This window comes from Streptomyces sp. NPDC008001 (genome assembly GCF_042958085.1).
In the GTDB taxonomy this organism is placed as follows: Bacteria; Actinomycetota; Actinomycetes; order Streptomycetales; family Streptomycetaceae; genus Streptomyces.
The window spans coordinates 114,771-139,200 of record NZ_JBIBIZ010000011.1; the positions used below are offsets into that span (position 1 = coordinate 114,771).

Here is a 24,430-nt window from a genome sequence, read left to right on the forward strand (position 1 = left end):
GCGTGACCCAGACAACCGGACATCCCGCACCCCCGGAGAGCGCTCCCGCCGGCCCGCTTCCCGCCGCAGAACCCGCACCGCACCGCCCGCGCCTCCACCGCGCGTGGTCGGTGGCCGCCGTCACCTTCGTGACCATCATCGGCGCGGCGGGCTTCGCCTCCCTGCCCGGCCTGCTGATCGAACCGCTCCACGGGGAGTTCGGGTGGTCACGCGGCACGATCGGGTTCGCCGCCTCCGTCAACCTCGCCCTGTACGGCCTCACGGCGCCGTTCGCCGCCGCCCTGATGGACCGCTTCGGCATCCGCAGGGTCGTCGCCTGCGCCCTGACCGTCATCGCGGCCGGCGCCGGGCTGACGGTCTTCATGACCGCCGCCTGGCAGCTCGTGCTGTGCTGGGGCGTGCTCGTCGGACTCGGCAGCGGATCGATGGCCCTGGCCTTCGCCGCGACCGTGACCAACCGGTGGTTCACCGCCCGGCGCGGCCTGGTCACCGGAATCCTCACGGCCGCCGGCGCCTCCGGGCAGCTGGTCTTCCTGCCGCTGCTCTCCTGGATCGTCGAACACCACGACTGGCGGCCCGCCGCGGTGACCGTCTCCGTCGCCGCCCTCGTCGTCGTCCCGTTCGTGTGGCTGCTGCTGCGCGACCACCCTGCGGACGTCGGCGTCGCCCCGTACGGCAGTGACGTCCCCGTACCGAAGCCGGCCCCCGCGCAGGGCGCCGCGCGGCGTGCGGTCAGGGCACTGCTCGATGCGGCCCGTACCGGGCCCTTCTGGCTCCTCGCGGGGACCTTCGCGATCTGCGGCGCGTCCACGAACGGTCTCGTGAAGACCCACTTCGTGCCCGCCGCGCACGACCACGGCATGCCCGTGACGGCAGCCGCCGGACTGCTCGCCGTGGTCGGTGTCTTCGACGTCGTCGGGACCGTCGCCTCCGGCTGGTTCACAGACCGGTTCGAGGCGCGCCGGCTGCTCGCCGTCTACTACGGCCTGCGGGGCATCTCCCTGATGTTCCTGCCGATGCTGCTGGCGCCCACCGTCCACCCGCCGATGATCTTCTTCATCGTCTTCTACGGGCTCGACTGGGTCGCCACCGTGCCGCCCACCATCGCGCTGTGCCGCGAGCACTACGGCGAGGACAGCGCGATCGTCTTCGGCTGGGTGCTCGCCTCCCACCAGGTCGGTGCCGCAGTGGTGGCCTTCCTCGGCGGGGTGGCACGCGACGCCTTCGGCTCGTACGACGTCGTCTGGTACGCCTCGGGCGCGCTGTGCGCCGTGGCGGCCCTCATGGCCCTCGTCATCCGCAGGCGCCCGCGGACCACGGTCGGGCTCCCGGCCGCGGAGCCGGTGTGATCCCTGCTGCGATCGGCATCCGGGGGCTTGCGCCCGCCTGCGCCCGGATGTGTTGTTTGTTCGTGCCCTGATGCCCTCCGGTCCCTGCGCCACGGCGTGCAGCTCACATGCGGGCAACAGGGATTATTCGGTCGGCAAAAGCAACCTCTCAGCCGCTGGGGGAATCATTCTTGGGGAGAGGGGCGGCGATGACACAGCAGGCTGAGCCGGACGCGACGGCGGAAGCGGTACCGGCCGACGCACAGTCCGGTCCTGGTGCCCAGAAGGCGCCCGGGGTACAGAGGCGGGTGATGCACCCGGACGGTTTCGGCGCGGCATACTGCGCGTCGATGGCCGGGCTGTGCGCGGAGGCGGCCGTAGCGGGCACCATCGGCGTCCTGGTGATGCTCTCGCGCGAGCATGCGGGCCTGCCCCACGGCCTTCTTGCGATCGCCGCCGTCGTGTTCGCCGTCGCCCTCCTCGGCATCCTCGTCAGCGGGTTCGTCACGGCCGTCACCGTGATGCCCGCCCTGGCGCTCGCCCGCCGTGTCTCCCGCCGCACGGGGCGCCCCGAGGGGGCGCTGTGGGACGCGGTCGCGGTGCCCGTCGTGGCGGCCGCCGCGGTGGCCGTGTTCGGCGGGGTGTCGGCGCTCGGCAGCCTCTCCCTGTCGTCCCCGGTGAAGTACCTCCTGGGGTGGGCCTCCCTCACGGTCGCCCTGCTGCCCGCCACGCTCATCGCCGGGGTCGCCGGCCGGCGCGTCCGTGAAGGCCGGTCCGTACGGATGGCCCGGCGGGTGTCGCGCGACGGCGCCGTCGCCTGGCTCGCGGTGTGCGCCGTGGGCGCCGCGGTCTACGGGTCCGGCCTGGTGAGCGTCTACCAGCCGCCCCGGCTCGACACGGAGCAACTGGCGGGCACGTGGACCGACGGCCACGGCGGTACGGTCAAGCTGGCCGAGGACGGTGCGGCGGTGGCCGACGGCCTCGACAACTACGTGTGGGACGGCACCGGCAAGGACAGGCCGAAGGACTGCGACGGCTCGGGCACGTGGAAGCCGGTCAAGGACGGCGGGAAGGTCGAGGGGCTGTCCCTGCACATCGGTTCGTGCGAGCTCACGCGCAATTGGAGCGTCAGCGGCACCGTCAAGGAGCCGCGGATCTCTCACGAGATCGGCAAGCCGGGTTCGGGCAAGCGGTACGTACTGACGAAGGTCGTCAAGCACAGGAAGTAACGGGAAGCAGCGGGAACGGGCGTCATGCCTTGAACGGAGTGAACGTCCCGAACGCGCTCCTGTGGAAGACCAGCGGACGCTTCTGTTCCGCTCCTTCGCCGTCCTCGGCACCCAGCGCTTCGACGCGTCCCACGACGATGAGATGGTCCCCGCCGGTGTGCACGGCGTGGATCTCGCAGTCGACCCATGCGGGCACTTCCGCGAGCAGGGGTGAACCCGTCGCGGGCGAAGGGCTGTGCCGCACCCCGGCGAACTTGTCGGCCGCCTGCGCACCGCTCACTGCGAAGGCCCGGCAGAGCGCGCCCTGCCCGGCGCCGAGGATGTTGACGCAGAACACCCCTGCGCGGGCGATGCGCGGCCACGTCGTGGACGTACGGCCGACCATGAAGACGACCAGCGGCGGGTCGAGGGAGAGCGAGGCGAAGGACTGGCACGCGAAGCCGGCGGGAGGCTCACCGCCGGCTCCGGGGGCGGTGATCACGGTGACGCCGCTGGCGAACCGGCCGAGGACGCGGCGCAGCTCCCCGGGAGCGGGCGGAGGCTTCTCGTCCGCTCGTACGGCCCGCAGCTCCGGGCGGGGCATCGGGTCGGGCGGCCGCGCCCCGGGGTCCGGGGGGCCGCCGGGCCGCAGATAGCGGACGGCGAGAGCGGCCATGCCTGCGTGTCCCATCATGGAAACCATTGAAGCTGATGAGCCGTCAGCGTTGAAGGCTTATGCCGGGCCTCCGGGTTGCATGGTCGTGCAGTCGCGTGTCCACGGACTGCCGGGATTTCGGGCTAGCGCCCGCGGTAGACGGGGCTGCGGTGTTCGAGGAAGCTTCTGACGCCCTCCTGTGCGTCGTCCGTCGTCATGTTGATCTCCTGGGCCGCGGCCTCCGCCGCGAACGCCGCCGTGCGGTCGGTATCCAGCGAGGCGTTGACCAGTTGCTTGGTGAGGGCGAGCGCCCGGGTCGGCCCGGTGGCCAGGCGCTCGGCCCACGACCGGGCCGTCGCCGCCAGCCCCGCCCCGGCCACGACGCGGTTGACCAGCCCCATCCGCTCCGCTTCGGCGGCGGTGAGGGCGTCCCCGAAGAACATCAGCTCCTTCGCCCGCTGCGGCCCCACCAGCCGCGGCAGGAGGTACGCGCCGCCGCCGTCGGGTACCAGGCCGCGGCGGGCGAACACCTCGACGAACGTGGCCGATTCGGCCGCCAGGACGAGGTCGCAGGCCAGTGCGAGGTGGGCGCCGAGCCCGGCGGCGGTGCCGTTCACGGCGGCGATCACGGGTTTCTCGCAGTCCAGCACGGCGGAGATCAGCCGCTGGGCGCCCCGGCGGATCGTACGGGCCACGTCGCCGGGCAGCCGGCCTGATGCCACGGAGGCGGCGGATACGCCCGGGACGGCAGGGTCCATTGCGCTCGAAGGGGTGGCGCGGAGGTCGGCCCCGGCGCAGAACGCGGCGCCCGTGGCGGTGATGACGACGGCCCGGACGGCCGGGTCGGCGGAGGCTCCGAGCAATTGGGAAATCAGGCATTCCCGCTGTTCAGGAGCGATGGCGTTCATGACTTCGGGCCGGTTGAGCGTGATCCACGAGACCCCGTTGTCAGTGGTGTGGAGTATCACTGAGTCATCGGGACCGCTGTGCTCGAGCGGGTTGTCCCGCGGTTTGTCACGGGGGGAGAGGGACATGGGGGTTCTCCTGCTTCTACGCGCTGCCGCGCGCTGTTCAGTGGCAGAAGGCGAGCGCGTCCAGGGCCACGGCGCCCTGACCGCGCTCCAGCACCACCAGAGGGTTGATGTCGAGCTCGGCAAGTGCCCCGCCCAGCTCCAGGGACATGCGCTGGACGCGCAGGACGGTCTCCACGAGCGCGTCCACGTCGGCCGGGGGCGCCCCCCGGACGCCGTCCAGCAGGGCGCGTCCGCGCAGCCCTTCGAGCATGGCGCGCGCGTGGTCCTCTCCGAAAGGCGGCACGGCCACGGCCGTGTCGTGCAGGACCTCCACCAGCGCACCGCCCAGGCCGACGGTCACCGTCGGGCCGAACAGGCTGTCGGGGGAGATGCCGACGACCATCTCCACCCCGCGCCCCACGAGCTGGCAGACGAGGATGCCGTCCAGCGGCAGCCCTTCGTAGCGCGCGATGTCGGTGAGCTCGCGGTAGGCGTCGCGGACCTGGCTGGCCGAGGTCAGCCCGATCTTGATCAGGCCCAGTTCGGTCTTGTGGGCGAGCTGCGGCCCCGACGCCTTCATGACCACGGGATAGCCCACGAGGCCGGCGGCCCGCACGGCGGCGGCCGCGCTGGTCACCAGCTGTTCGCGCGGCACGCGTATGCCGTACGCGCGCAGCAGCTGCTTGGCCGCGTGCTCGCTGAGCTGCTCGCCCGGGCGCATGAGGCCCTGCGCCTTGCGCGCCGACGGGGACGGGGTGCGGGGCGCGGTGTCGAAGGGGGAGCGGTAGGTGTCGGTGAAGCGGTGGTGTCCGAGGTAGGCGCGTACGGCGGTGATGCAGTTGGAGAAGGTGCGGAAGGTGGCCACGCGGGAGGAGCCGAGGAGGGTGGTGCGATAGGCGTCCTCGGTGCCGACCGGGGAGCCCCAGACGACGCAGACCAGCTTGTCCGTCCGCTCCGCCGCGGCGACGAGGTCGCGGACGAGCTTGTCGCTCAAGGGCGGGAAGGGGCCGGGCACGGGACAGATGAGGACGCCTATGGACGGGTCGTTCAGCAGCGCGTCGATGATCTTCCGCCCGCGTTCGTCGCCGACGGGGTGGCCGCCGCAGTCGACGGGGTTGGCGACGCTCAGGTAGTCGGGTATCCACTGGTGGAGCTCGGCCTGTTTCGCGGTGGAGAGGGCCGGCAGGGCGAGGCCGGCGGCCGTGGCCAGGTCGGCGAAGTGGGCGCCGGTGCCGCCCGAGATCGAATAGACGGCGACGCCGGGGGCGCGGGGCGGCCGGGCGCGGGCGAGCAGGGCCGCGGTGTCCTGCAGCTCGTCCAGGCTGTCGACGCGGATCACGCCGAACTGCCGCATGGCCGCGTCCACCACGTCGTCCGCGCCGGTCAGCTTGCCGGTGTGGGAGGCGGCGGTGCGGGCGCCGGCTTCGGTGCGGCCGACCTTGACGGCCACGACGGGCACCTTGTGGCGGGCGGCCCGGTCCGCGGCGAGGAGGAAGGAGCGGCCGTCCTTGAGCCCTTCCACATATGCGGCGATCGCTCCGACCTCGGGCCGGGTGGCGAAGTAGGAGATGAAGTCCGCGCACTCCAGGTCCGCTTCGTTGCCGGTCGGGGCCCAGTGCGAGAGCCGGATGCCGAGCTCCTGGAGGGCGAAGACCGGGCGGCCCTGGTGGCCTGACTGGGTGATCAGCGCGATGGCGGGGCCTTCGAGGTCCTCGCGGAAGTCCTCGAAGGCGTTGAGGTTGGTGTTCGGGCCGAGGAGACGGACGCCGGAGCGCCGGGCGGCGTCCGCGAGGACGGCCTGGGCGGCGGCGCCCGCGGGGCCGGTCTCGGCGAAGCCGCCGGCGAAGGCCACGGCGAAGGCGGCCTTGGAGCCGTCCAGTTCCTCCAGCACGGGCAGCGGGTCGCCCACGAGGAGGACGGCGAGGTCGACGCGTTCGGGAAGGTCGCGGACGGACGGATGGCAGGGGAGGCCGAAGACGGAGGTACGGGTGGGGTGCACGGGGTGCAGGCGGGCGCCGACGCGTTCGGCCCAGGCGAGGAGCTGCCGGGTGATGCCCGTGTTGGGGCGGCCTTCGGCGTCCGAGGCGCCGACGACGGCGACGGTCTCGGGGCGGAAGAGCCGGTCCAGGTCGGGGATGTCCGAGCGCAGGGGCCTGCCGCTGACGTCGGTGTCCTCGGTGCCGTCGGCCGAGCCGTGGACGGCGGGGCCCGGACGCTCGCCGCAGGCCACCACGCGGGCCGGACGGGAGGTGGTGGTGAGGGTGCCGTGAGTCGATCCAAGCATCGTGTCTCGTCCACTCCTGCTCAATGGCCGACAAGCTGACGTATAGTCAGGCTACAGAGCTGACGTTCTGTCAGGAATGGCGCTGCGGGCAAACAAACGAAGGCCGGGGCAGGGGTGATTCCCGGAAAACGGGCAGTAAATGCAAGGGGGTTGAGGCATTGCATGCGAATCGGCCGCCCGAGCCTCCGGCGCCGCGATTCGACGTTCCGGAAGCCGATGCCTTCTCCCGCCCCTACTGGGAGGCGGCGGGCCGGGGCCGGCTGCTCATACGCCGGTGCCGTGCGGCCGGCTGCGGGCAGGCGCATCACTATCCCCGGGAGTTCTGCCCGCGCTGCTGGAGCGAGGACGTCGTCTGGGAGACGGCGAGCGGCCGGGCCGTGCTCTACACCTGGTCGGTGGTCCACGTGAACGACCTGCCGCCTTTCGGCGGGCGGCTGCCGTACACCGCGGCCGTGGTGGACCTTGCGGAAGGCCCGCGCATGATGACCGAAATCGTCGGCTGCGAGGAGGACGGACTGCGCATCGGCATGCCGCTCACCGCCGGCTTCCGGAGGCTGGAGGGGGAGCTCCCGGCAGGGCGGCCGCCCCTGTCCGTGCCGGTCTTCACCCCCGCCTCGTCACCCGCTCAGGGCCAGAGCAGCTCGGTCGACCAGCCGTCCTCCGGGGAGGCGCGGCGGCGGTAGTTCAGGCGCACGTGCCGGCGCCGGGCGTCGCCCTGGAAGAACTCGACCTCCTGCGCCTCCAGGACGTACAGCGTCCAGCTGTCGACGGGGGCGCCGGGCTCGCGGCGGGCCCGTTCCCAGGCGGCGTCCGAGGCGCGCTCCAGCTTCTCGTACGAGGGCAGCACCTCGCTCTGCCTGCCCACGAGCGCCGCTGCCAGCGCTCCCGTGGACCGCCGGGCCAGGTCCGCCCGGCTCTCCTCGGGGCCCGCGGCCGTGACCGTGCCCTGGATGCGGACCTGACGGCCGACCGCCGGCCAGTAGAAGCCCAGGGCCGCCTCGGGTCGTACGGCCAGCTCGCGGCCCTTGCGGCTCGTGCGGTGGGTGGCGAAGTGCCAGCCGCGCTCGTCGGCGTCGTGGAGCATCAGGGTCCGCACGGAGGGGCGGCCGGCCGCGTCGGCGGTGGCGAGCGTCATCGTGTGGGGTTCCGGGGAGCCTGCGGCGGCGGCCTCGCACAGCCACTGCCGGAAGAGGGGCAGCGGGGCGGCGGGGGCGGAGGCGGGGTCGAAGTGGGGCAGCTCCGTGTCCCACACGGGGAGGGAGCGCAGGAGGGCGTGGAAGTCCTGCCGGCGGGTGTCGTCCGGTGCGTCGCTCATGGGGTCATTCAACCTGCCGGAGCCCCGTCCGCCCCCTCCCTCGGCTTCAGGAGGCCCGGTCAGTCGCGCGCCAGGACCAGCGTCCCCGCCGAGCAGAACCAGCCGCCCGTGCCCGACGCGACGGCGATCCTCGGGAGCTCGCCGTCCGGTCTGCGGACCTGGCGGCCCTCCTCGGCCTCGCCGCGCAGCTGGCGTACGGCCTCGACGAGCAGGAAGAGGCCCCGCATCCCGGGGTGGCAGGCGGAGAGGCCTCCGCCGTCCGTGTTGACCGGCAGCCCGCCGCCGATCGTCAGCCGGCCGTGTTCGGCGAAGGCGCCGCCCTCGCCCTTCGCGCAGAAACCGAGGTCCTCAAGGGTCACCAGCGTCATGTAGGTGAACGCGTCGTACAGCTCGGCCACGTCCACCTCGGCAGGGGTGATCCCCGCGCGCTCGAAGGCCAGGGGTCCCGAGCGCGCGGCGGGGGAGACGGTGAAGTCCTCCCATTCCGACATCGTGGTGTGGGAGACCGCCGTTCCGGCGCCCAGGACCCACACCGGCGGGCGGGCCGCGTCCGCGACGTAGTCCTCGCCCGCGAGCAGCACGGCGCAGCCGCCGTCCGAGCGGATGCAGCACTGGAGCTTGGTGAAGGGGTCGGCGATCACCGGGCCGTCCAGGACGTCGTCGACGGTGATCGGGTCGCGGTACATGGCGTGCGGGTTGTGCAGTGCGTTGGCGCGGGCCTGTACGGCGATGCCGGCGAGCTGCCGGAGGGTGGTGCCGTACTCGTGCATGTGGCGGCGGGCGGCCATCGCGTACTTGGCGATGAGCGTGTGCCCGTACGGTGCTTCGAACTGCAGCGGGCCGCGCGTGCCGTAGGACAGGCCGGCGGTCCGGCGGCCGGCCTTGAGGTCGGCGCGGGCGGTGGAGCCGTAGACCAGGAGGACGGCGTTCGCGTGGCCTGCGGCGATGGCGTCGGCGGCGTGGGCCGCCATGACCTCCCAGGTGGCGCCGCCGACCGAGGTCGAGTCGGTCCACGCGGGACGCAGTCCCAGGTGGTCGGCGATCTCCAGGGGGGCCAGCGTGCCCAGCCCGGCGGAGGCGAGGCCGTCGACGGCGGTCCGGGGGAGCCCGGAGTCGGCGAGGGCGCGCCGGGCGGCCTGCGCGTGCAGGTCGTAGGGGGTGGCGGAATCGACCCGTCCGCAGTCGGAGAGTGCGATGCCGAGCACGGCGGCCTTGCGTGTGCGGCGGACAGCAGCCATGAACTGACGCTACATCAGATTCGCTCTGGGAAAGCGTGCCCGGCGCGCTTAATATGACGCCCCGTCAGAATCCTGGAGAGTGTTGCCCATGGACGCCGCATTCACCGAGGAGCAGGGCGAGATCCGGCGCACCCTGCACGAGCTGCTGCTCAAGCGCTGCGGCCCCGAGGAGCTCCGGGCCGCGGTCCGCACCCGGGCCGGTCACGACGAAACCCTGTGGCGGCAGCTGGCCGAACAGCTCGGCCTGCCCGGACTGGCCGTCGAGCGGCGCCACGGAGGCGTGGGCTGCGGCCCCACCGAGCTCGTACTGGCCTGCGAGGAGACGGGCCGGGTGCTGCTCCCGTCCCCGCTGCTCGCGACGGCCGGCCTGGTGGCCCCCCTCGTCGCGGCGCTGGGCACGCGCGCGCAGCGGACCGAGCTGCTGCCCCGTATCGCCTCCGGCGAGCTGACGGGCGCCCTCGCGCTGCCCTGCGCCCCGCTGCCCGCGGCGCTCGGCCTCACCGGGCCGGGCAGTGGTGCCTGGGCCGGAGGCGGCAGGACGGGCGGCGTGCAGGCGCGGCCGGAGGGGCGGGCCTGGCGGCTGTACGGAGAGGCGGGCCAGGTCCTCGACGGGCACAGTGCGGGGCTGCTGCTGGTCGCCGCGCGCGCGGGCGGATATGTCCGGGGCCGCACGCTGCTGTTCGTCCTGCGGCCGGATGTGGTCCGCGGGGTGCGCCGTACGCGGCTGACCGCCCTGGACGAGACGCGGCCCCAGGCCCGGATCGAGCTGCGGGACGCCGAGGCCGATCTGCTGGGCAGCGCGGACGGCGGCGTTGCGGAGGCGCTGGCGCGGGTGGGCATGGGCGTCGCGGCGATGCTGGCCGCGGAGGCCGTCGGGGCGGCGGACCGGGCGCTGGAGCGGACGGTCGGCCACGTGCGGACGCGCGAGCAGTTCGGGTGGCCGATCGGTTCCTTCCAGGCCGTCAAGCACCGCTTGGCCGACCTGTACGTGTCCCTGCAGGCCGCGCGCTCGGCCGCCTATTACGCGGCGTGGGCGGCGGGAACCACGGCTCCGGGCGGCTGCTCCGGCGGGGATGCGGGGGTCGCCCTCGCGCAGGCCCTGGAGACGCAGCAGGTGGTGGCCGCGGAGGCCGTCCAGCTGCACGGGGGCCTCGGGGTGACGTGGGAGCACGACGTTCAGCTGTACTTCAAACGGGCTGCTTCGGACGCCCTGCTCTTCGGCCCGCCGGAGCGGCTGCGGGCCCGGGCCGCGGAGCTCGCCGGGCTGTTCGCGGGGCGGACCGGCCGGGAAGCGGTGGCCCTGTGAACGCCGCCGGGGCGGAGCGTACGGAACGCATCGTGCAGCGGGTCTCCTCGACCCGTACGTTCATGAGGATCGCGCCGCTCGTCATCCCGGCCCTGGACCGTGCGGTGCACCGGCTGACGGGCGGCAGGACGCTGCTCAGCTCCCGGCTGCTGCCCAGCCTGGTGCTCACGTCGACGGGTGCCCGGACCGGGCTGCCCCGGCGCACTCCGCTCGCCTGCATGCCCGAGGGCCCGAGGACCGCGCCGGTCGCCTGGGTGCTCGTGGGAAGCAATTTCGGCCGTCCGGGTCACCCCGCGTGGTCGGCGAACCTGCTGGCGCACCCGGAGGCGGAGATCAGCTGGAGAGGCCGGGACGTGCCGGTGCGCGCGCGGCTGCTGCGCGGCGCGGAGCGGGAGGCCGTATGGGCGGAAGTGGTGGCGTTCTGGCCGCCGTACGCGCGGTACCAGGCGCGTGTGGAACGGGAGATCCGGTTGTTCCGGCTGGAGCGGCGGTGACGGGCCGGTAGCCGGTGAAAACCACGGCGGCGGGCCCCCTCCGGGCCCTGCCGGTGGGGCCCGCCGCTGCGATGACAGGACGTGCAGGGGTACGGACGCGCAGGCGTACGAGGTGCCGGAGTGCGCCGGAAGCTGCCGGAGGCTACCTCGTCGGCTTCTTGCCCGTGATGCCCAGGTGGACGAGGAGGGCGAGGTTCGGCTTGAGCTCGGCCTGCTTGACGCCCCAGCTCTGGAAGCCCTTCTGGTGCGAGGCCACCGCGGCGAGCATGGCGACGAGCGACCCGGCGACCGCCGCGGGGTTCACGTCCTTGTCCACCTTGCCCTTGGACTGGAGCTCCTTGACGGAGTCCGTCAGGGAGCTGGTGACGGCGTTGAGGATCTTCATGCGGATCTTGTAGAACCGCTTGTCGCCCTCGGCCGCCCCGAGGTCGACCACCCGCAGGATGGCGTCGTGCTTGCGCCAGAACCCGAGGAAGCCGTCCACGAGCTCCTCGGCGGCCTGCCAGCCGGACTTGCCGACCCAGGCCCGCCCGGAGACGAGCTCGGTCAGGCTCGCGCCCTCCTTCGCCATCTCCTCGGCGATCTCGAGGACCGCGCCCTCGACGTCCGGGAAGTACTGGTAGAAGGTCGCGGGCGAGGTGCCGGCCTTGCGGGCGACGTCGATGACCTTGACGTCGCGGTAGGGAGAGGAGCTGAGCATTTCGCTGAGGCAGTCGAGCAGCTTCTGCCGCGTCGCCTGTCCGCGTCGGCCGGCCACGCGGCCGTCGACGGTGCGTACTTGTCCTGTCATGCCGTCAGCTTACCGAGGGGTGATCGGAGCGCGATCCGGCCGCATGCAAATGGGGGCAGGGGTCCGAAGTGGGGTGTAAGCCCAGCTCAGGCGGGATGCGGGGGACCGCGGGAAGATCGCCGGGGATTGGCCCGTACCGGTGAATCGTCTTATCAACAGGCTGTGGACAACGCGCACCGGAGACCCTTCGCACGGTTGTCCACAGGTCCGCCGGAAGCCCTCGTTCCCCCGCTACCGTGGCAGTCGTGACATCTCCCGCGGGCCGTGCCGGAAGCCCCCGGGGGCAGCGGTGGGTCGCGCACGGGAAGCGGGGGTAGGAGCCGCGGGACGAGTCGTTCCGCATGTGGTGGGGAGAGGGTGAAGCGCGACCCGGTTTCGCCACCGCGTCGTTCGCCAGGAAGAATCAGCATGCGTACCCCGGGATAATTCGCGGTGAGACGCTGCACGGGGCTGAAACCCTTCAAGCCCCGACGGGGAGGTGGCAGGTCAGTGGTGGAGCAGCTTACGCAGCACGACCCGAGACGGATCGGCCCGTTCGAGGTGCTCGGCCGACTCGGTGCCGGTGGCATGGGGCTGGTCTATCTCGCCCGCTCGGCGTCCGGCCGGCGGGTGGCGATCAAGACGGTGCGGACGGAGCTCGCCGAGGACCAGCTCTTCCGGGTCCGTTTCACCCGCGAGGTGGAGGCGGCCCGCGCGGTCAGCGGCTTCTACACCGCGGCCGTCGTCGACGCCGACCCGCGCGCCGCCGTGCCCTGGCTGGCCACCGCGTACGTGCCCGCACCCTCCCTCGAAGAGATCGTCAACGAGTGCGGTCCCCTGCCCGCCCAGGCCGTGCGCTGGCTCGCGGCCGGGATCGCCGAGGCCCTGCAGTCCATCCACGGCGCGGGCCTCGTCCACCGCGACCTGAAGCCGTCGAACGTCCTCGTCGTCGAGGACGGCCCGCGCGTCATCGACTTCGGCATCGCCTCCGGCGTCTCCAACACCCGGCTGACGATGACCAACGTCGCCGTAGGCACGCCCGCCTACATGTCCCCCGAGCAGGCGCGGGACTCCCGCAGCGTCACCGGCTCCAGCGACATCTTCTCCCTCGGCTCCACCCTCGTCTTCGCGGCCACCGGCCACGCCCCCTTCCACGGCGCGAACCCCGTGGAGACGGTCTTCATGCTCCTCCGCGAGGGCCCCGACCTGAGCGGCCTGCCCGACGAGCTGCGGCCCCTGATCGACTCCTGCATGCAGATGGCCGCCGAGCACCGGCCGAGCCCCGCCGACCTGCAGTCCGAGCTGGCCCCCCACCTCTTCGCCTCCGGCGGGGGTGACGACAGCGGGACGGCCTCCGCCTGGCTGCCGGACAACGCCGTCTCGCTCATCGAACAGCGTCGCGCGGGCCACCGGCCCGCGGCGGCCGGCACCGGCAGGACGGGCCGCAGCCGCCCCGCCGCCCCGCCGCCCCCCGCGCAGCCGCCCACCCCCGCGCCCGCCTACGACGCGTCGGGCCCCGCCGCCCACAGCGGCCCCGCCTGGGGGGACGGGCGCGGCACCGGCCGCTCCCCGATGCCCGTCGGGCACGACCCGCGCGGAGGCCTGAGCACACCCCACGACTCCCGCGTCGCCGCCGGTACGGCCCCGCTCGCCCCGCCGGCCCGCTATCCGGCGCCGCCCGCGCAGGACGGCGCCGTCCGGCTGGCGGGGGCGCAAGTCCCCATCGGCCCCGGCCCGCGCGCCGCCGACGGCCGCGAGTCCCGCTCCCAGGCCGGCACCGGGCCCGCGACGGGCTGGGTGCGCCCGCCTGCCGGCGTGCCCGGCGGAGCACCCGCAGCGGTCCCCGCCCAGGCGACCGGCCCCGTGCCCGACGGTGCCAACTCCGCCGCCGACCAGGGACGTTGGCGGCCCTGGCGGTTCCGCATGTCCAACGACGTCTGGGGTACGCCGACCGTCGCCGGCGAGCTGCTGTACGTCACCTCCTTCGAGGTGCACGCCCTCGACGTGGCCACCGGGCGGCGCCAGTTCAAGACCCGGGACGTGGCCTGGGCGATGGCCGTCACCGACGGGCGCATCCACGCCTCCGACGGGCCCACGCTCTACGCCCTGGACGCGGCCGACGGCGCCGAGCGCTGGCGGCTCGCCACCGACGGCTGGGTCTACTCCCTGCGGGCCGACCGCGGCACGGTCGTCACGGGCACGCGCGGCGGCGGCGTCCAGGCCTGGGAGGCCGCCAACGGCGAGCTGCTGTGGGAGATGGGCGGCGCCCAGACCGACTTCGAGACGCCGGACTGCGGGCCGCTCGTCCACGACGGCGTCGTGTACGTGTGGGCCGACGCCCGCCTGCGGGCCCTGGAGGCCCGTACCGGCGCCGAGCGCTGGTCGTACCCGGTGGGCGACACCGCCTCGTGCGGCGGCGTGCCCGTAAGGCTCCTGGCCGCCCCCGACGGCGTCGTGTACGTCGCCGCGGGCACCCGCGTGCTGGCCATCGACGTGGCGCGCGGTGACGTGCGCTGGCGCTTCGAGGCCCCTGCCGTCTTCCTCAGCCCGCCCGCCTTCGCACCCGGCCCCGCGGTCACCGGAGGCGGCGTCTACATCGCCGACTACCTGGGCACCGTCTACGCCCTGGACGCGGCCACCGGCCGGGACCGCTGGCGCATCGCCACGGAGGCCCGGCAGTCCACGGAGCCGGTGCTGGTGGCGGCGGGCTCCGTCCACCTGGGCAGCGGAGGCGCGCTCTACACCCTGGACGCGGTCACCGGCACGCCGAAGTGGCGGTTCGCCGCCGGCGGTGACGTGATCGGCTCCCCGGTCGTCGCCGACGGCCGCATCCACTTCGGCTCCGCCGACCACTGCCTGTACACGGTGGACGCGGCGGGCGGCCAGCTGCGCTGGAAGCTCGCCACGGGCGGGGAGATCACCGGCTCGCCGGTGGCGGCGGGCGGCGTGGTCTACGCGTGCAGCAAGGACCGCTGCGTGTACGCCCTGGACGCGGCCAAGGGAACGGGGATGGCATCACGGCGCTGACAGGGCGCGGCCGCGCGGCCGCGTGGGCGCCGGTGGCGCACGCAGCCTGCTGCAGGCACGCAGCCTTCCGCCGGCACGCAGTCTTGTGCCGGCTGCAGCGCACGCTCCCGTCAGCGCAGGCGGTGGCCCCGCTGCCGTGAGGTGAACAACCGGGCCTGCTCCTCCGGGGGCAGGTTGCCCAGGGAGATCAGGTGCGGGGCCAGGGAGAGCGCCCGCTCGCGCGCGGCCTCCTTGGCCGCCCACAGGGCCCGCACCGTGCCCTGGACCGCCTCCGTCGGGTAGCCGGCGATGACGGCGGCCGCGCGCAGGGCCGCGGCGACGGCCTCCCCGGGCGCGGTCAGCTCGGAAACGAGCCCGATCTCGTACGCGCGCCGCGCGGAGAGCCGCTCGGCGGTGCCCATCAGAGCCGTGCGGGAAGCCTCGCCGAAGGGCATGCGCTGCGCCATGTGGATCGTCTCGTAGGCGCTGACCATGCCGTACGTCGTGTGCGGATCGAAGAAGGTGGCATTCTCGGCGGCCACGACGAACTCCGCCTCGCCGAGCAGGTAGAACGCCCCGCCGCACGCCATGCCGCCGACCGCCGCGATAACCGGCTTCCACAGGTCGGCCGATTTGGGTCCGGTATCGCGCAGGGGATCGTCCAGGGAGTAGGGCGAGGCGGGCTGGGGGACACCGGCCGAGCGGTCGATGCCGGTGCAGAAGGCCCGATCGCCGGCGCCGGTCAGGACGACGGCCCGGACGGCGTCGTCGAAGCGGAACCGGCGCCATATCGCGGCGAGTTCGGCGGCGGCAGCCAGGTCGAGGGCGTTGTGACGCTCGGGCCGGTCGAGGGTAACGAGGGCGACGCCGTCCGTGCGGACCTCCGCGCGCACGCCCGGGCCGCGGCGTCCGTCGCCGCTCACGACGACGCCTCCAGCAGCCAGCGCGGCACGGTGAAGCCGCCCGCGAGCCGGGCGAAGGTGACGTGCACCGGAGCGCCGATGTAGAGCTGTTCGGGGTCCATGGAGTCGATCTCCGCGTCCGGCGCCGCGACGAGGTTGCCGACGAGGCGGATGCGCGGGGCCTCCGCCAGCTCCACGACCACCACGTTGTACGGGGCCCGGGCGGCGTAGGCGGGCAGGAGGGGCGGGTGGGGCAGGACGTACGACCAGATGCGGCCGTGGCCGCTCATCTTCTGCCACTCACTGTCGAAGGACTGGCAGTGCGGGCAGCACGGGCGCGGCGGGAACCGCAGCTCGCGGCAGTGGCTGCAGGCCTGGATGCGCAGCTCGCCGCGGGAAGCGAACTCCCAGAACGGCGCCCCGTCCTCGTCGGGCTCGGGCAGCAGCGGGCCGTTGTCAGTGGTGCCCCTCATCATGGAGGACATGAGCTCAACTCCTCAGCAGCAGCGCCGATGTGGGGACGCCCTCGCCCGCCGTGACCAGGCAGGTCGTGGCGCCGGGCACCTGCGCGGTGGAGGTGCCGCGCAGTTGCCGGACGCCTTCGGTGATGAGGTTGAAGCCGTGCACGTAGGCCTCGCTGAGCCCGCCGCCGCCGGTGTTCAGGGGGAGCCGGCCGCCGAGCCCGAGCGCCCCGTCCTCGGTGAAGGCTGCGCCCTCGCCGCGCCCGCAGAAGCCGTAGCCTTCGAGGGAGAGCGGGATGAGCGGGGTGAAGGCGTCGTAGATCTGGGCGACGTCGATGTCGCCCGGGCCGAAGTCGGCCGTCTTCCAGAGCTGCCGGGCGGCGGTCCAGGAGGGGCCGGTGAGCGGGTCGTCGTTCCAGTAGTTGACCATGCCGTGGTGCTGGGCCGGCAGCCCCTGCGCGGCGGAGTGCACGTAGACGGGGGAGCGGCGGCAGTCGCGGGCCCGGTCGGCGGAGACGAGGACGCAGGCCAGGGCGCCGTCCGTCTCCAGGCAGTTGTCGTAGAGGCAGAGGGGTTCGCTGATCCAGCGCGAGGTCATGTAGGCCTCGCGGGTCAGCGGGCGCCCGTGCATGACGGCGGCCGGGTTCCGGTTGGCGTGGTCGCGGCAGGCACGGGCGACGTTGAAGAAGTGGTCCCGGGTGGCGCCGTACTCGTGCATGTAGCGGCGGGCGAGCATGCCGATCTCGTCGGCCGGCCGCAGCAGGCCGTAGGGGCGGGTCCACTGCGCGGGGGTGGGCAGCTGCGCACGGGTGTTGGTCCAGGGGCGGGGACCCGAGCCGCGCTTGCGGGAGCGCCAGGCGACGCCGACGGACGCCTGTCCGGTGACGATCGCCGCGGCGAGGTGGGCGACGGTGGCGCAGGAGGCACCGCCGCCGAAGCCGGTCCGGGCGAAGAAGGTGATGTCGTCCGCGCCGATGGCCTTGGCGATCTCGACCTCGTCGGTCTCCTCCATGGTGTAGGAGGCGAGGGCGTCGACCTGGGACGGAGGGATGCCCGCGTCGTCCAGGGCGGCCAGGATCGCGCGGCAGGCCAGGGTCTTCTCCGAAGCGTCGAGACGGCGGGCGAAGGGGGTTTGCCCGATGCCGACGATCGCGGTGGCGTCCTTGAGTAGCACTGAGGCTGCAGAAGCTGCAGAAGAGGCAGTCGCAGAAGAGGAAGCCTCAGAAGCTGTGCGGCCCGTGCGCTCCTTCCGCTCCGTTCGGGACTGCGGTTCCGTTGGCGCCTTCGGTTCCGTGCGCGCCTTCGCCGCCCGGGGAGTTGCGGGTGTCGTGCGTCTCGTGGCCATCGTCGCCTCCGTCGCCTCGGCGCTCCGGTTGGTCTCCCTGCTACCGCTGCTTCCCCTGCTGACAGCGCGGAAGGCTATCGCTAATCTGACGAATAGTCAGCATTGGGCCGGCCGGGGCGGCGGGGAGGGCACGCGATGCGCGGAGACCTGGAGTTCATGTCCGTACCCCGGCTGGTCCGCACGGCCGCCGCGCGCTACGGCGACCGCGAGGCCGTCGTCGAGGGCCGCACCAGGATCGGCTACGAGCAGCTCGCCGCCCGGATCGAGCGCGCCGCCGCCGGGTGCCTCGCGGCGGGCGTCGAGGCCGGCGACCGCGTGGCCGTCTGGGCGCCGAATACGCTCGACTGGATCGTCTCCGCCCTCGGGGCCGTGACGGCCGGAGCGGTCCTCGTCCCGGTGAACACCCGGCTCAAGGGTGCCGAGGCGGTCCAGGTGCTCGGGCGCACGCGGGCGAAGCTGCTCTTCGTCACCGGCACCTTCCTGGGCACGTCCTACGTCGCCGCGCTGCGGCGGGCTGCGGGCGGGGCGGCCCCCCTCCCGGGAACGGCCCGCAGGCAGGCGCCCCTTCCGGGGTTGCCGCACCTGCAGCAGGTCGTGGTTCTGGCCGAGGACGCCCCCTCGGGGTTCCGGACCTGGAAGGAGTTCCTCGCAGCCGGGGACGCGGTGCCCGCCTGGGCCGTCCGGGTGCGGGCGAACGCCGTCAGCCCCGACGCGCCCTCGGACATCATCTTCACCTCCGGCACCACGGGTGAGCCCAAGGGCGTGGTCGTCACCCATGCCCAGACCTTGCGTGCCTTCGGTGCCTGGTGCGACATCGCCGGACTGCGGAGAGGAGACCGCTATCTGATTGTCAACCCGTTCTCCCACACCTTCGGCTACAAGGCCGGTGTGCTCGCCTGTCTGATGCGCGGCGCGGTCATGGTGCCGCAGGCGGTCTTCGCGGCGGACACGGTGCTGGCCGGCATCGCGGCGGAGCGCATCACCGTGCTGCCCGGCCCGCCCACGCTTCTCCAGTCGCTGCTCGACCACCCCGCCCGGCCGGTGTGCGCGCTGTCGTCGCTGCGGCTGGTGGTGACGGGGGCGGCGGCCGTCGACCCGCGGCTGGTCGAGCGGCTGCGGGAGGAGGCCGGCATCCCCACGGTGCTGACGGCCTACGGGATGAGCGAGGCCACCGGTGTCGTCACTATGTGCCGGCGCCACGACCCGGCCGGGGTCGTGGCGGGCACGTCGGGCCGGGCCCTGCCGGACACCGAGGTCAGGGTCGCCGGGCCCGACGGGAAGGTGCTGCCGCCGGGCAGGCCGGGTGAGGTGCTGGTGCGCGGCTACCAGGTCATGTCGGGCTACTTCGAAGACCCGGGGGCCACGGCGGAGGCGGTCGACGCGGACGGCTGGCTGCACACGGGTGACATCGGCGTGCTGGACGACGACGGCAACCTGCGGATCACCGACCGGGCCAGGGACATGTTCGTGGTCGGGGGCTTCAACGTGTACCCGGCGGAGGTGGAGCGGCTGCTCGTCCGGCATCCGGGCATAGCCGAGGCCGCCGTCGTGGGGGTGCCGGACAAGCGGCTGGGCGAGGTCGGCAAGGCCTACGTGGTCCGCAGGGGCGGCGGCCCGGTCCCGTCCGGGGACGAGCTCATCGACTGGGCGCGGCGCGAGATGGCCGCGTACAAGGTGCCGCGGGAGGTGGAATTCGTGCCGGGGCTGCCGCGCAACGCCTCCGGCAAGGTGATCAAGCAGGGGCTGCGGCCGGCCGGTGGAACGGCGGCGGAATGAGTGAGGAACAGCGGCGCGGCCGGCGGTGCCGGGCGGGCCGCGGGGCGAAGATGGCCCCGAGGAGCCCCGACCGTACACGAGGTGGATGCCGATGCCGCTGTCCGTCGAAGAGCGTGAGAAGTTCCTGGCCGGCCCGCATGTCGCGGCGCTCGCCGTCGAAGCCGGCGAAGGGCGCGGACCGGTGAACGTGCCCGTCTGGTATCTCTACCGTCCGGGCGGCGAGGTCGTCCTCGTCACCGGCCGCGCCTCCCGCAAAGCACAGCTCATTGCCGACGCCGGGCGATGCACTCTCTTGGTGGACCGGACGTCTCCGACGTACCGGTATGTCTCCGTCGAGGGCGAGCTCGTGTCGCTCGAAACGGCGACGGAGGAGCTGGCGAGGGAGATCGCCGTCCGTTACCTGCCGACGGAAGCGGCAGTGGACGGGCACGTGGAGAGGATCATGGCCGACCCGGAAGCGGTCGTGGCGATCAGGCTGCGGCCGCGGCACTGGCACTCGGCCGACCTGGGGGCCGCGAGCTGACGGGCAGGACCGGCGCCGCAGCCGGGCCTAGCGTGCCGCTGCGGCGGGGCCGGCCCGCAGGGTGCCGTGGTCGTCCCGGCCGCCGGTGCCGTGATCGTCGCGGCCGCCCGTGCCGTGGTCGTCCCGGCCACCGGTGCCATGGTCGTCGCGGCCGCCCGTGCCGTGGTCGTCGCCGCCGATGGGGTGCGCGAGGCGTGCCAGGCCGGACGGCGTCGCCAGGGTCAGGTGGTCGTCGGCGGCCGCGGGACCCGCTGTGGCCAGCGCTCCGGCGGCGGCCATGGCGGTCATCGCGGCTATGACAAGGGCCTTCTTCGTACGCGTACTCGTGCCGTTCATTTTCCGACTCCTCTGATTCGGGGGGTAGTGATGCAGTGGTGGTGCACGTGTCGGCGAAGGTAGCGGGTGAGGACGACTGCGTCCGCCGTTCGGACCGAAGTGCATATATGAACTCCGGTCCTGCTGTGTGCAGTTCAGCGCCGCTGGGCGCATGACTGCAGGGGTCGGCGTCGACGGCTTCCCCTCCGTGCTGCCGACGCCGGCCCCTGACAGTCCCCCGTTGGGACATCCCTCTTCAGTTGTTGTGCGCGTTCCCCCGTTGTTCTTTTCCCCCGTTGAAAATCCCCCGTTGTTCTGTTGTCTCTTCAGTTGTCGTGCGTTCCCCCGTGCTGTGGCGCCCTTCTCCCCGTCCGGCGCCCCCCGTACTGCTCATGCGCCGGACGACCCCCGTTGGAAATCCCCCGTTGGAAAACCCCCGTTGGTTCTCCCCCGTCGTGCGTGTCCCCCGTACGGAACCCCCGTTCCGCGTTTCCCCCTGTCCTGCATCCCTTGTCGTGCGTTCCCCCGTGTGGTTCCCCCGTCGTGCGTCGTGCCCGGGTGCGTTCCCTGTGGATCTTCCTCCCCCGGAACGGCTCCCCGTCGTGCTCTCCCCCTGAGCCCCGGGCCGGGGAATTCTGACCGCCGATGTTTCCGGCCAGAAATCCCCCGCCCCGGGGACCCGATCAGATCAGCCCGGTTTTGGGCTTGTCCCCGGTGGTGTGGTCGTCCATGACGACCATGTCATCACCCGGAACGGGTTTTTTCTTCTTCAGGACGTTCTTGTCCTTGAGGATGACGGGCTCGCCGATCGTGGCGTGGTCGTCCGGCGGCGGCGCGAACTGCTGCCCCGCTGCGAACGATCCCCCCGTGGTGTGGTCGTCCTGTGGTGTGGCCACGCCTGGCGCGAGCTTGGGCTCATCGCTCATAGCGATCAACTCCGATGTGTCGGTGCGAGTCGTTTGGCGTGAGGGGTTGGTGCTGGGATGCAGAACCCGCCCGGCGACTCCCCCGATGGCCGCCGGACGGGGACTGGGGCTGATCACCCCTGAGGTGAGGCCTCACCTACGACCCGTCTGCCCCCCGACGCGACGGATCGACAGCACTCAGACTGCCGTGTCGCGATAAACGATCGATGAACGGGCACGTGACAGCGTTTTTCCGGGCCGTTCCAGGGCCGTTCCAGGGCCGTTCCGCGGCCGTTTCGCAGGCCGCTCCGCGCCCCGTCCGGCGGCCGCTCCGGGCCCGCGCCGGCCCGTGCAGGGGCGCAGGACACCCGGAGCCTGCCGGGCCCGCTCCTTGCTCGCTACCCAGGAGCGCAGAGTTCCACCCACCGCCCGGCAGTTCGCCCGATGCCGCGCGAGCCCGATGGCGTGCGTGCTCTACGCCGTCCGTGCGCGCACGCCAACCGTGCCCGATGCCGCGGGCGCCCTGCACCATGCGCGCTCTACGCCATGCCTGCCCTACGCCGTCCCTGCCCTACGCCGCCGGCACCACCGACAGCAGCCTCCGTACCTCCGCCGCCTCCGGCGCTCCCAGCTGCTCGTAGACCGCCAGCGCCTCCGTCCAGCAGGCGCGCGCCCGGCCCGGCTGCCCCAGCGCTTCGAGCGAGCGCCCCAGCACCGTCAGGATGTTGCTGCGCCGCCACTCGCCCCCGATGCCGCGGATCTTCAGCGCCTGCTCGGCGTGGTGGGCCGCGGCGGTCGGCCGGCCGGCCGCGAGGTGGACCTCCGCCAGCCGGTAGTGGGTCATGGCCTCCCAGAGCCGCTGCCGGTTGTCGACGAAGATCGACATGGCGTTGTTGAGCTGCAGCAGCGCTTCGTCGAAACGCCGTGCGTGGGTGAGGGCCAGTCCGTACGAGTACAGGCCGTTCGCGAGCCGCCAGCTGACCTTGTTCTCGCGGTAGATGGCGATGGCCTGTTCCACGAGCTCGATGGCCGAACCGATGCGCCCGGTCTCGATGTGGACCCGGGCCAGGTTGCTGAGGGCGCTCGCCTCGCACGGCCGGTTGCCGTCCTCGCGGAAGCACTCCAGGGCCTGCTCGATGTACGCCTCGGCGTCCTCGTAACGGTGCTGGTAGGTGGCGATGATGCCGCGGTTGTTGGAGGCGTAACCGCAGGGGATGGGGTCCTCCGTGGCGCGGCCGAGGAGGACGGCGTGCAGGGCGTGCTCGTCCGCCCGGTCGAAGCGTCCGGCGAGGCTGTGCACGTGTGTGAGCACGGTCCGGGCGCGGCCCTCGGCCCGGGTGTCCCCGGCCGCCTGCGCGGCGGCCAGCAGCGCCGTGGCGGCCTGCTCGTAGAGCCGGGAGTCGGCGCCGGACTCCGCGAGGTCCTTGGCGGCGAGCAGGAGGTCGACGGAGCGCCGCAGGGTGCCGCCCGTGGCGGACGCGTGCTGCCGGACGCAGGCGAGCAGGCAGCCGGCCTCGGCGAAGAGCCAGTCGGCCGCCGCGGCCTGGTCGGTGAAGTCGAGCCCCGGGTGGGACGTGGGCGTCAGGTGGGCGAGGAGCTGGTCGCCGGGGCGCTCCAGCACGTACACGCCGGCCGCAGTGGCGAGGTAGAAGTCGAGCAGCCGGGAGAGGGCGGCCTCGCCCTCGCCGGGCGGGTATTCGTCGCGTTCGGCGCATGCACGCGCGTAGAGGCGTACGAGGTCGTGGTAGCGGTAGCGGCCGGGTGCGGCGGACTCCAGCAGGGAGGTGTCGACGAGCGATTCCAGCAGTTCTTCGGTGGCGTCGGTGTCCAGGTCCAGGACGGCTGCGGCGGCGGCCAGGGAGATGTCCGGGCCGTCGGCAAGTCCCAGCAGCCGGAAGGCGCGGGCCTGGGCCGGCTCCAGCTGCCCGTAGCCGAGTTCGAAGGTGGCCTTGACGGCGAGGTCGCCGGCGCGGAGCTCGTCCAGGCGGCGGCGTTCGTCGCCGAGTTTCCGGGCGAGTACGGAGACGGTCCAGGTGCGGCGGGCGGCCAGCCGGGAGGCGGCGATGCGGATGGCCAGCGGCAGGAAGCCGCATGCCGCGACGACGTCCATCGCCGCATCCCGCTCGCTGTCCACACGCTCCGCGCCCACGATCCGGGTGAAGAGGACCAGCGCCTCGTCCGGGCTCATCACGTCCAGGTCGACCAGGTGGGCGCCGGCGAGGCCCACCATGCGCGTCCGGCTGGTGACGAGCGCGGCGCAGCCTTCGGTGCCGGGCAGCAGCGGGCGGACCTGGGCGGCGTCGCGGGCGTTGTCCAGCAGGGCCAGGACGCGGCGGCCGTCGAGGGTGGAGCGGAAGAGCGCGGACCGTTCCTGCACACCGTCCGGAATGGCGGCGTCCAGGATGCCGAGGGCCCGCAGGAACGATCCGAGCACCGCTTCCGGCTCGGCGGGCAGGGGGCCGGCGCCCTGCAGGTCCACGTACAGCTGCCCGTCCGGGAAGTGGTGCCGCGCGGCGTGCGCGACGTGCACCGCAAGTGTCGTCTTGCCGACGCCGCCGATGCCGGCGACGGCCGACACGGCCATCACCCGGCCGTCGCACGTCGCGAGCTGGTCGCCGAGCTCGTCCACGAAGGCGGTGCGCCCCGTGAAGTCGGAGACCGTCGCCGGCAGCTGGGCGGGCCGGATGAACGCGGGCCCGGCACAGGGCCGGTCGTCCGGGATGAAGGGCAGGGCGAGGTCGGCGTCGGCGTTGAGGATGCGCTGCTGGAGTTCGGACAGTTCGGGGCAGGGGTCGACGCCGAGTTCGTCGGCGAGGAGGCGGCGGGTGTCGGCGTAGACGGCGAGGGCTTCGGCCTGGCGGCCGCTGCGGTAGAGGGCGAGCATGAGCAGCTCGCGCAGGCGCTCGCGCAGCGGGTGGGCGGCGGTCAGGGCGGTGAGCTCGGAGACGGCCTCGGCGTGGCTGCCGACTTCCAGGTCCAGGTCCAGCCGGGTCTCGATCAGCGACAGCCGCCACTCCTCCAGGCGCGTGCGCTGGGTCTCGGCGTACGGGCCGGGCAGCCCGGCGAGCGGCTCGCCGTCCCACATCCCCAGGGCCTCGTTGATCAGGTCGCGGGCACGGTGGCGGTCACCGGAGGCGCGGGTCTTCTCGGCCTCGGCCACGAGGTGCTCGGCCCGGTCGATGTCCAGGCAGCCGAGGCCGACCCGGACGGCATAACCCCCCGACTCGCTCACCAGGACGTCCTGCCCCAGGGACTTCCGCAGCCGCGAGGCGTAGGTGCGCAGCGCGGCGAGAGCGGCGTGCGGCGGTTCGTCACCCCACAGCGCGTCCACCAGCTCGGGCGCGGTGGCGGTCCGGCCCCCGCGCAGCAACAAGGCGGCCAGGAGCGCCCGCTGCTGCGGCGAACCGGTGTTCAGCAGCTCCCCGCCGCGGCGGGCCCGCACGGGCCCGAGCACGGTGAATCGGAGCTGCTGCCCGTGCCCTGTGTCGCCGGCCATGGTGACCCCCTGCTTGTCCCGCTCGGTCGCACGGCCAGTCTGCCTTGTCCGGGGGCTCTGCGTCAGCAGTGGTCCGGCCTCTCCACAAGGC

At 73.3% G+C, this 24,430-nt stretch carries 20 protein-coding genes; 8 read left to right on the forward strand and 12 right to left on the reverse strand.

Features of this window, described 5'->3' with window-relative positions:
• Positions 1 to 2 precede the first annotated feature (2 nt).
• Together ACFZCD_RS28785 and ACFZCD_RS28790 are read left to right on the forward strand one after the other, a co-directional pair.
• Positions 3 to 1,349: an MFS transporter gene (locus tag ACFZCD_RS28785; RefSeq protein ID WP_391835829.1), complete on the forward strand. Its 1,347-nt coding sequence runs from the start codon at positions 3 to 5 to the stop codon at positions 1,347 to 1,349.
• A gap of 188 nt (positions 1,350 to 1,537) precedes the next feature.
• Positions 1,538 to 2,557: a hypothetical protein gene (locus tag ACFZCD_RS28790; protein ID WP_391835831.1), complete on the forward strand. Its 1,020-nt coding sequence runs from the start codon at positions 1,538 to 1,540 to the stop codon at positions 2,555 to 2,557.
• A gap of 22 nt (positions 2,558 to 2,579) precedes the next feature.
• On the opposite strand, the gene ACFZCD_RS28795 is transcribed toward ACFZCD_RS28790, so the two are convergent.
• The 3 genes from ACFZCD_RS28795 to ACFZCD_RS28805 form a co-directional block, all read right to left on the reverse strand.
• Entirely contained in the window at positions 2,580 to 3,239 is a 660-nt protein-coding gene (locus ACFZCD_RS28795; RefSeq protein WP_391835833.1) for a flavin reductase family protein, read from the reverse strand.
• A 95-nt stretch (positions 3,240 to 3,334) separates the two neighbouring features.
• Positions 3,335 to 4,225 (reverse strand): enoyl-CoA hydratase/isomerase family protein, encoded by an 891-nt coding sequence (locus ACFZCD_RS28800; protein ID WP_391835835.1) that lies wholly within the window; start codon positions 4,223 to 4,225, stop codon positions 3,335 to 3,337.
• Between the two features lie 37 nt (positions 4,226 to 4,262).
• Entirely contained in the window at positions 4,263 to 6,488 is a 2,226-nt protein-coding gene (locus tag ACFZCD_RS28805; RefSeq protein WP_391835837.1) for an acetate--CoA ligase family protein, read from the reverse strand.
• 158 nt (positions 6,489 to 6,646) lie between these two features.
• Between ACFZCD_RS28805 and ACFZCD_RS28810 the strand changes: the two genes are divergently transcribed.
• Positions 6,647 to 7,171 (forward strand): Zn-ribbon domain-containing OB-fold protein, encoded by a 525-nt coding sequence (locus ACFZCD_RS28810; RefSeq protein WP_391835839.1) that lies wholly within the window; start codon positions 6,647 to 6,649, stop codon positions 7,169 to 7,171.
• Here ACFZCD_RS28810 and ACFZCD_RS28815 read toward each other — a convergent pair.
• On the reverse strand, positions 7,114 to 7,803 hold the full coding sequence (locus tag ACFZCD_RS28815; protein WP_391835841.1) for a pyridoxal 5'-phosphate synthase: 690 nt from the start codon (positions 7,801 to 7,803) through the stop codon (positions 7,114 to 7,116). The genes ACFZCD_RS28810 and ACFZCD_RS28815 overlap by 58 nt on opposite strands.
• Before the next feature lie 59 nt (positions 7,804 to 7,862).
• Entirely contained in the window at positions 7,863 to 9,041 is a 1,179-nt protein-coding gene (locus ACFZCD_RS28820) for an acetyl-CoA acetyltransferase (protein WP_391835843.1), read from the reverse strand.
• Between the two features lie 88 nt (positions 9,042 to 9,129).
• Here ACFZCD_RS28820 and ACFZCD_RS28825 point away from each other — a divergent pair, with 88 nt between their 5' ends.
• Both ACFZCD_RS28825 and ACFZCD_RS28830 read left to right on the forward strand, forming a co-directional pair.
• Complete coding sequence (locus ACFZCD_RS28825; RefSeq protein ID WP_391835845.1) at positions 9,130 to 10,347, forward strand: acyl-CoA dehydrogenase family protein; 1,218 nt, start codon at positions 9,130 to 9,132, stop codon at positions 10,345 to 10,347.
• Between the two features lie 62 nt (positions 10,348 to 10,409).
• Positions 10,410 to 10,841, forward strand: coding sequence for a nitroreductase family deazaflavin-dependent oxidoreductase (locus tag ACFZCD_RS28830; protein ID WP_391836195.1), 432 nt, complete (start codon positions 10,410 to 10,412; stop codon positions 10,839 to 10,841).
• A 142-nt stretch (positions 10,842 to 10,983) separates the two neighbouring features.
• On the opposite strand, the gene ACFZCD_RS28835 is transcribed toward ACFZCD_RS28830, so the two are convergent.
• Positions 10,984 to 11,631: a TetR family transcriptional regulator gene (locus ACFZCD_RS28835; protein ID WP_391835847.1), complete on the reverse strand. Its 648-nt coding sequence runs from the start codon at positions 11,629 to 11,631 to the stop codon at positions 10,984 to 10,986.
• A 489-nt stretch (positions 11,632 to 12,120) separates the two neighbouring features.
• Between ACFZCD_RS28835 and ACFZCD_RS28840 the strand changes: the two genes are divergently transcribed.
• Positions 12,121 to 14,637 carry a PQQ-binding-like beta-propeller repeat protein gene (locus ACFZCD_RS28840; RefSeq protein ID WP_391835849.1) on the forward strand — a complete coding sequence of 839 codons (2,517 nt, stop codon included), beginning with the start codon at positions 12,121 to 12,123 and terminating at the stop codon, positions 14,635 to 14,637.
• Positions 14,638 to 14,747: 110 nt separating this feature from the next.
• Here the strand turns inward: ACFZCD_RS28840 and ACFZCD_RS28845 are convergent, their stop codons facing one another.
• Genes ACFZCD_RS28845 through ACFZCD_RS28855 form a run of 3 tightly spaced genes read right to left on the reverse strand, consistent with a single transcriptional unit; the run spans position 14,748 to position 17,153 of the window.
• Positions 14,748 to 15,539: an enoyl-CoA hydratase/isomerase family protein gene (locus ACFZCD_RS28845; RefSeq protein ID WP_391835851.1), complete on the reverse strand. Its 792-nt coding sequence runs from the start codon at positions 15,537 to 15,539 to the stop codon at positions 14,748 to 14,750.
• A complete protein-coding gene (locus ACFZCD_RS28850) occupies positions 15,536 to 16,003 on the reverse strand; it encodes a Zn-ribbon domain-containing OB-fold protein (protein WP_391835853.1) in 468 nt (155 codons plus the stop codon). Before ACFZCD_RS28850 ends, ACFZCD_RS28845 begins: the two co-directional genes overlap by 4 nt.
• A gap of 4 nt (positions 16,004 to 16,007) precedes the next feature.
• On the reverse strand, positions 16,008 to 17,153 hold the full coding sequence (locus ACFZCD_RS28855) for a lipid-transfer protein (RefSeq protein ID WP_391835855.1): 1,146 nt from the start codon (positions 17,151 to 17,153) through the stop codon (positions 16,008 to 16,010).
• Positions 17,154 to 17,459: 306 nt separating this feature from the next.
• Here ACFZCD_RS28855 and ACFZCD_RS28860 point away from each other — a divergent pair, with 306 nt between their 5' ends.
• Entirely contained in the window at positions 17,460 to 19,100 is a 1,641-nt protein-coding gene (locus ACFZCD_RS28860; protein ID WP_391835857.1) for a FadD3 family acyl-CoA ligase, read from the forward strand.
• A gap of 85 nt (positions 19,101 to 19,185) precedes the next feature.
• On the forward strand, positions 19,186 to 19,623 hold the full coding sequence (locus tag ACFZCD_RS28865; RefSeq protein WP_391835859.1) for a pyridoxamine 5'-phosphate oxidase family protein: 438 nt from the start codon (positions 19,186 to 19,188) through the stop codon (positions 19,621 to 19,623).
• A gap of 27 nt (positions 19,624 to 19,650) precedes the next feature.
• Here the strand turns inward: ACFZCD_RS28865 and ACFZCD_RS28870 are convergent, their stop codons facing one another.
• From ACFZCD_RS28870 to ACFZCD_RS28880, 3 genes are all read right to left on the reverse strand, one after another.
• On the reverse strand, positions 19,651 to 19,959 hold the full coding sequence (locus tag ACFZCD_RS28870) for a hypothetical protein (RefSeq protein ID WP_391835861.1): 309 nt from the start codon (positions 19,957 to 19,959) through the stop codon (positions 19,651 to 19,653).
• Between the two features lie 662 nt (positions 19,960 to 20,621).
• Entirely contained in the window at positions 20,622 to 20,864 is a 243-nt protein-coding gene (locus ACFZCD_RS28875) for a hypothetical protein (protein ID WP_391835863.1), read from the reverse strand.
• A gap of 550 nt (positions 20,865 to 21,414) precedes the next feature.
• Positions 21,415 to 24,339 carry a BTAD domain-containing putative transcriptional regulator gene (locus ACFZCD_RS28880; RefSeq protein ID WP_391835865.1) on the reverse strand — a complete coding sequence of 975 codons (2,925 nt, stop codon included), beginning with the start codon at positions 24,337 to 24,339 and terminating at the stop codon, positions 21,415 to 21,417.
• Positions 24,340 to 24,430 lie beyond the last annotated feature (91 nt).

What these genes read in the sequence shown, in the direction of transcription:
- ACFZCD_RS28790 (WP_391835831.1), top strand. Translation starts at nt 1,538, where the DNA reads ATGACACAGCAGGCTGAGCCGGACGCGACGGCGGAAGCGGTACCGGCC.
- ACFZCD_RS28795 (WP_391835833.1), bottom strand. Translation starts at nt 3,239, where the DNA reads ATGGTTTCCATGATGGGACACGCAGGCATGGCCGCTCTCGCCGTCCGC.
- ACFZCD_RS28800 (WP_391835835.1), bottom strand. Translation starts at nt 4,225, where the DNA reads ATGTCCCTCTCCCCCCGTGACAAACCGCGGGACAACCCGCTCGAGCAC.
- ACFZCD_RS28805 (WP_391835837.1), bottom strand. Translation starts at nt 6,488, where the DNA reads ATGCTTGGATCGACTCACGGCACCCTCACCACCACCTCCCGTCCGGCC.
- ACFZCD_RS28815 (WP_391835841.1), bottom strand. Translation starts at nt 7,803, where the DNA reads ATGAGCGACGCACCGGACGACACCCGCCGGCAGGACTTCCACGCCCTC.
- ACFZCD_RS28820 (WP_391835843.1), bottom strand. Translation starts at nt 9,041, where the DNA reads ATGGCTGCTGTCCGCCGCACACGCAAGGCCGCCGTGCTCGGCATCGCA.
- ACFZCD_RS28825 (WP_391835845.1), top strand. Translation starts at nt 9,130, where the DNA reads ATGGACGCCGCATTCACCGAGGAGCAGGGCGAGATCCGGCGCACCCTG.
- ACFZCD_RS28830 (WP_391836195.1), top strand. Translation starts at nt 10,410, where the DNA reads ATGAGGATCGCGCCGCTCGTCATCCCGGCCCTGGACCGTGCGGTGCAC.
- ACFZCD_RS28835 (WP_391835847.1), bottom strand. Translation starts at nt 11,631, where the DNA reads ATGACAGGACAAGTACGCACCGTCGACGGCCGCGTGGCCGGCCGACGC.
- ACFZCD_RS28850 (WP_391835853.1), bottom strand. Translation starts at nt 16,003, where the DNA reads ATGTCCTCCATGATGAGGGGCACCACTGACAACGGCCCGCTGCTGCCC.
- ACFZCD_RS28860 (WP_391835857.1), top strand. Translation starts at nt 17,460, where the DNA reads ATGCGCGGAGACCTGGAGTTCATGTCCGTACCCCGGCTGGTCCGCACG.
- ACFZCD_RS28865 (WP_391835859.1), top strand. Translation starts at nt 19,186, where the DNA reads ATGCCGATGCCGCTGTCCGTCGAAGAGCGTGAGAAGTTCCTGGCCGGC.
- ACFZCD_RS28870 (WP_391835861.1), bottom strand. Translation starts at nt 19,959, where the DNA reads ATGAACGGCACGAGTACGCGTACGAAGAAGGCCCTTGTCATAGCCGCG.
- ACFZCD_RS28875 (WP_391835863.1), bottom strand. Translation starts at nt 20,864, where the DNA reads ATGAGCGATGAGCCCAAGCTCGCGCCAGGCGTGGCCACACCACAGGAC.
- ACFZCD_RS28880 (WP_391835865.1), bottom strand. Translation starts at nt 24,339, where the DNA reads ATGGCCGGCGACACAGGGCACGGGCAGCAGCTCCGATTCACCGTGCTC.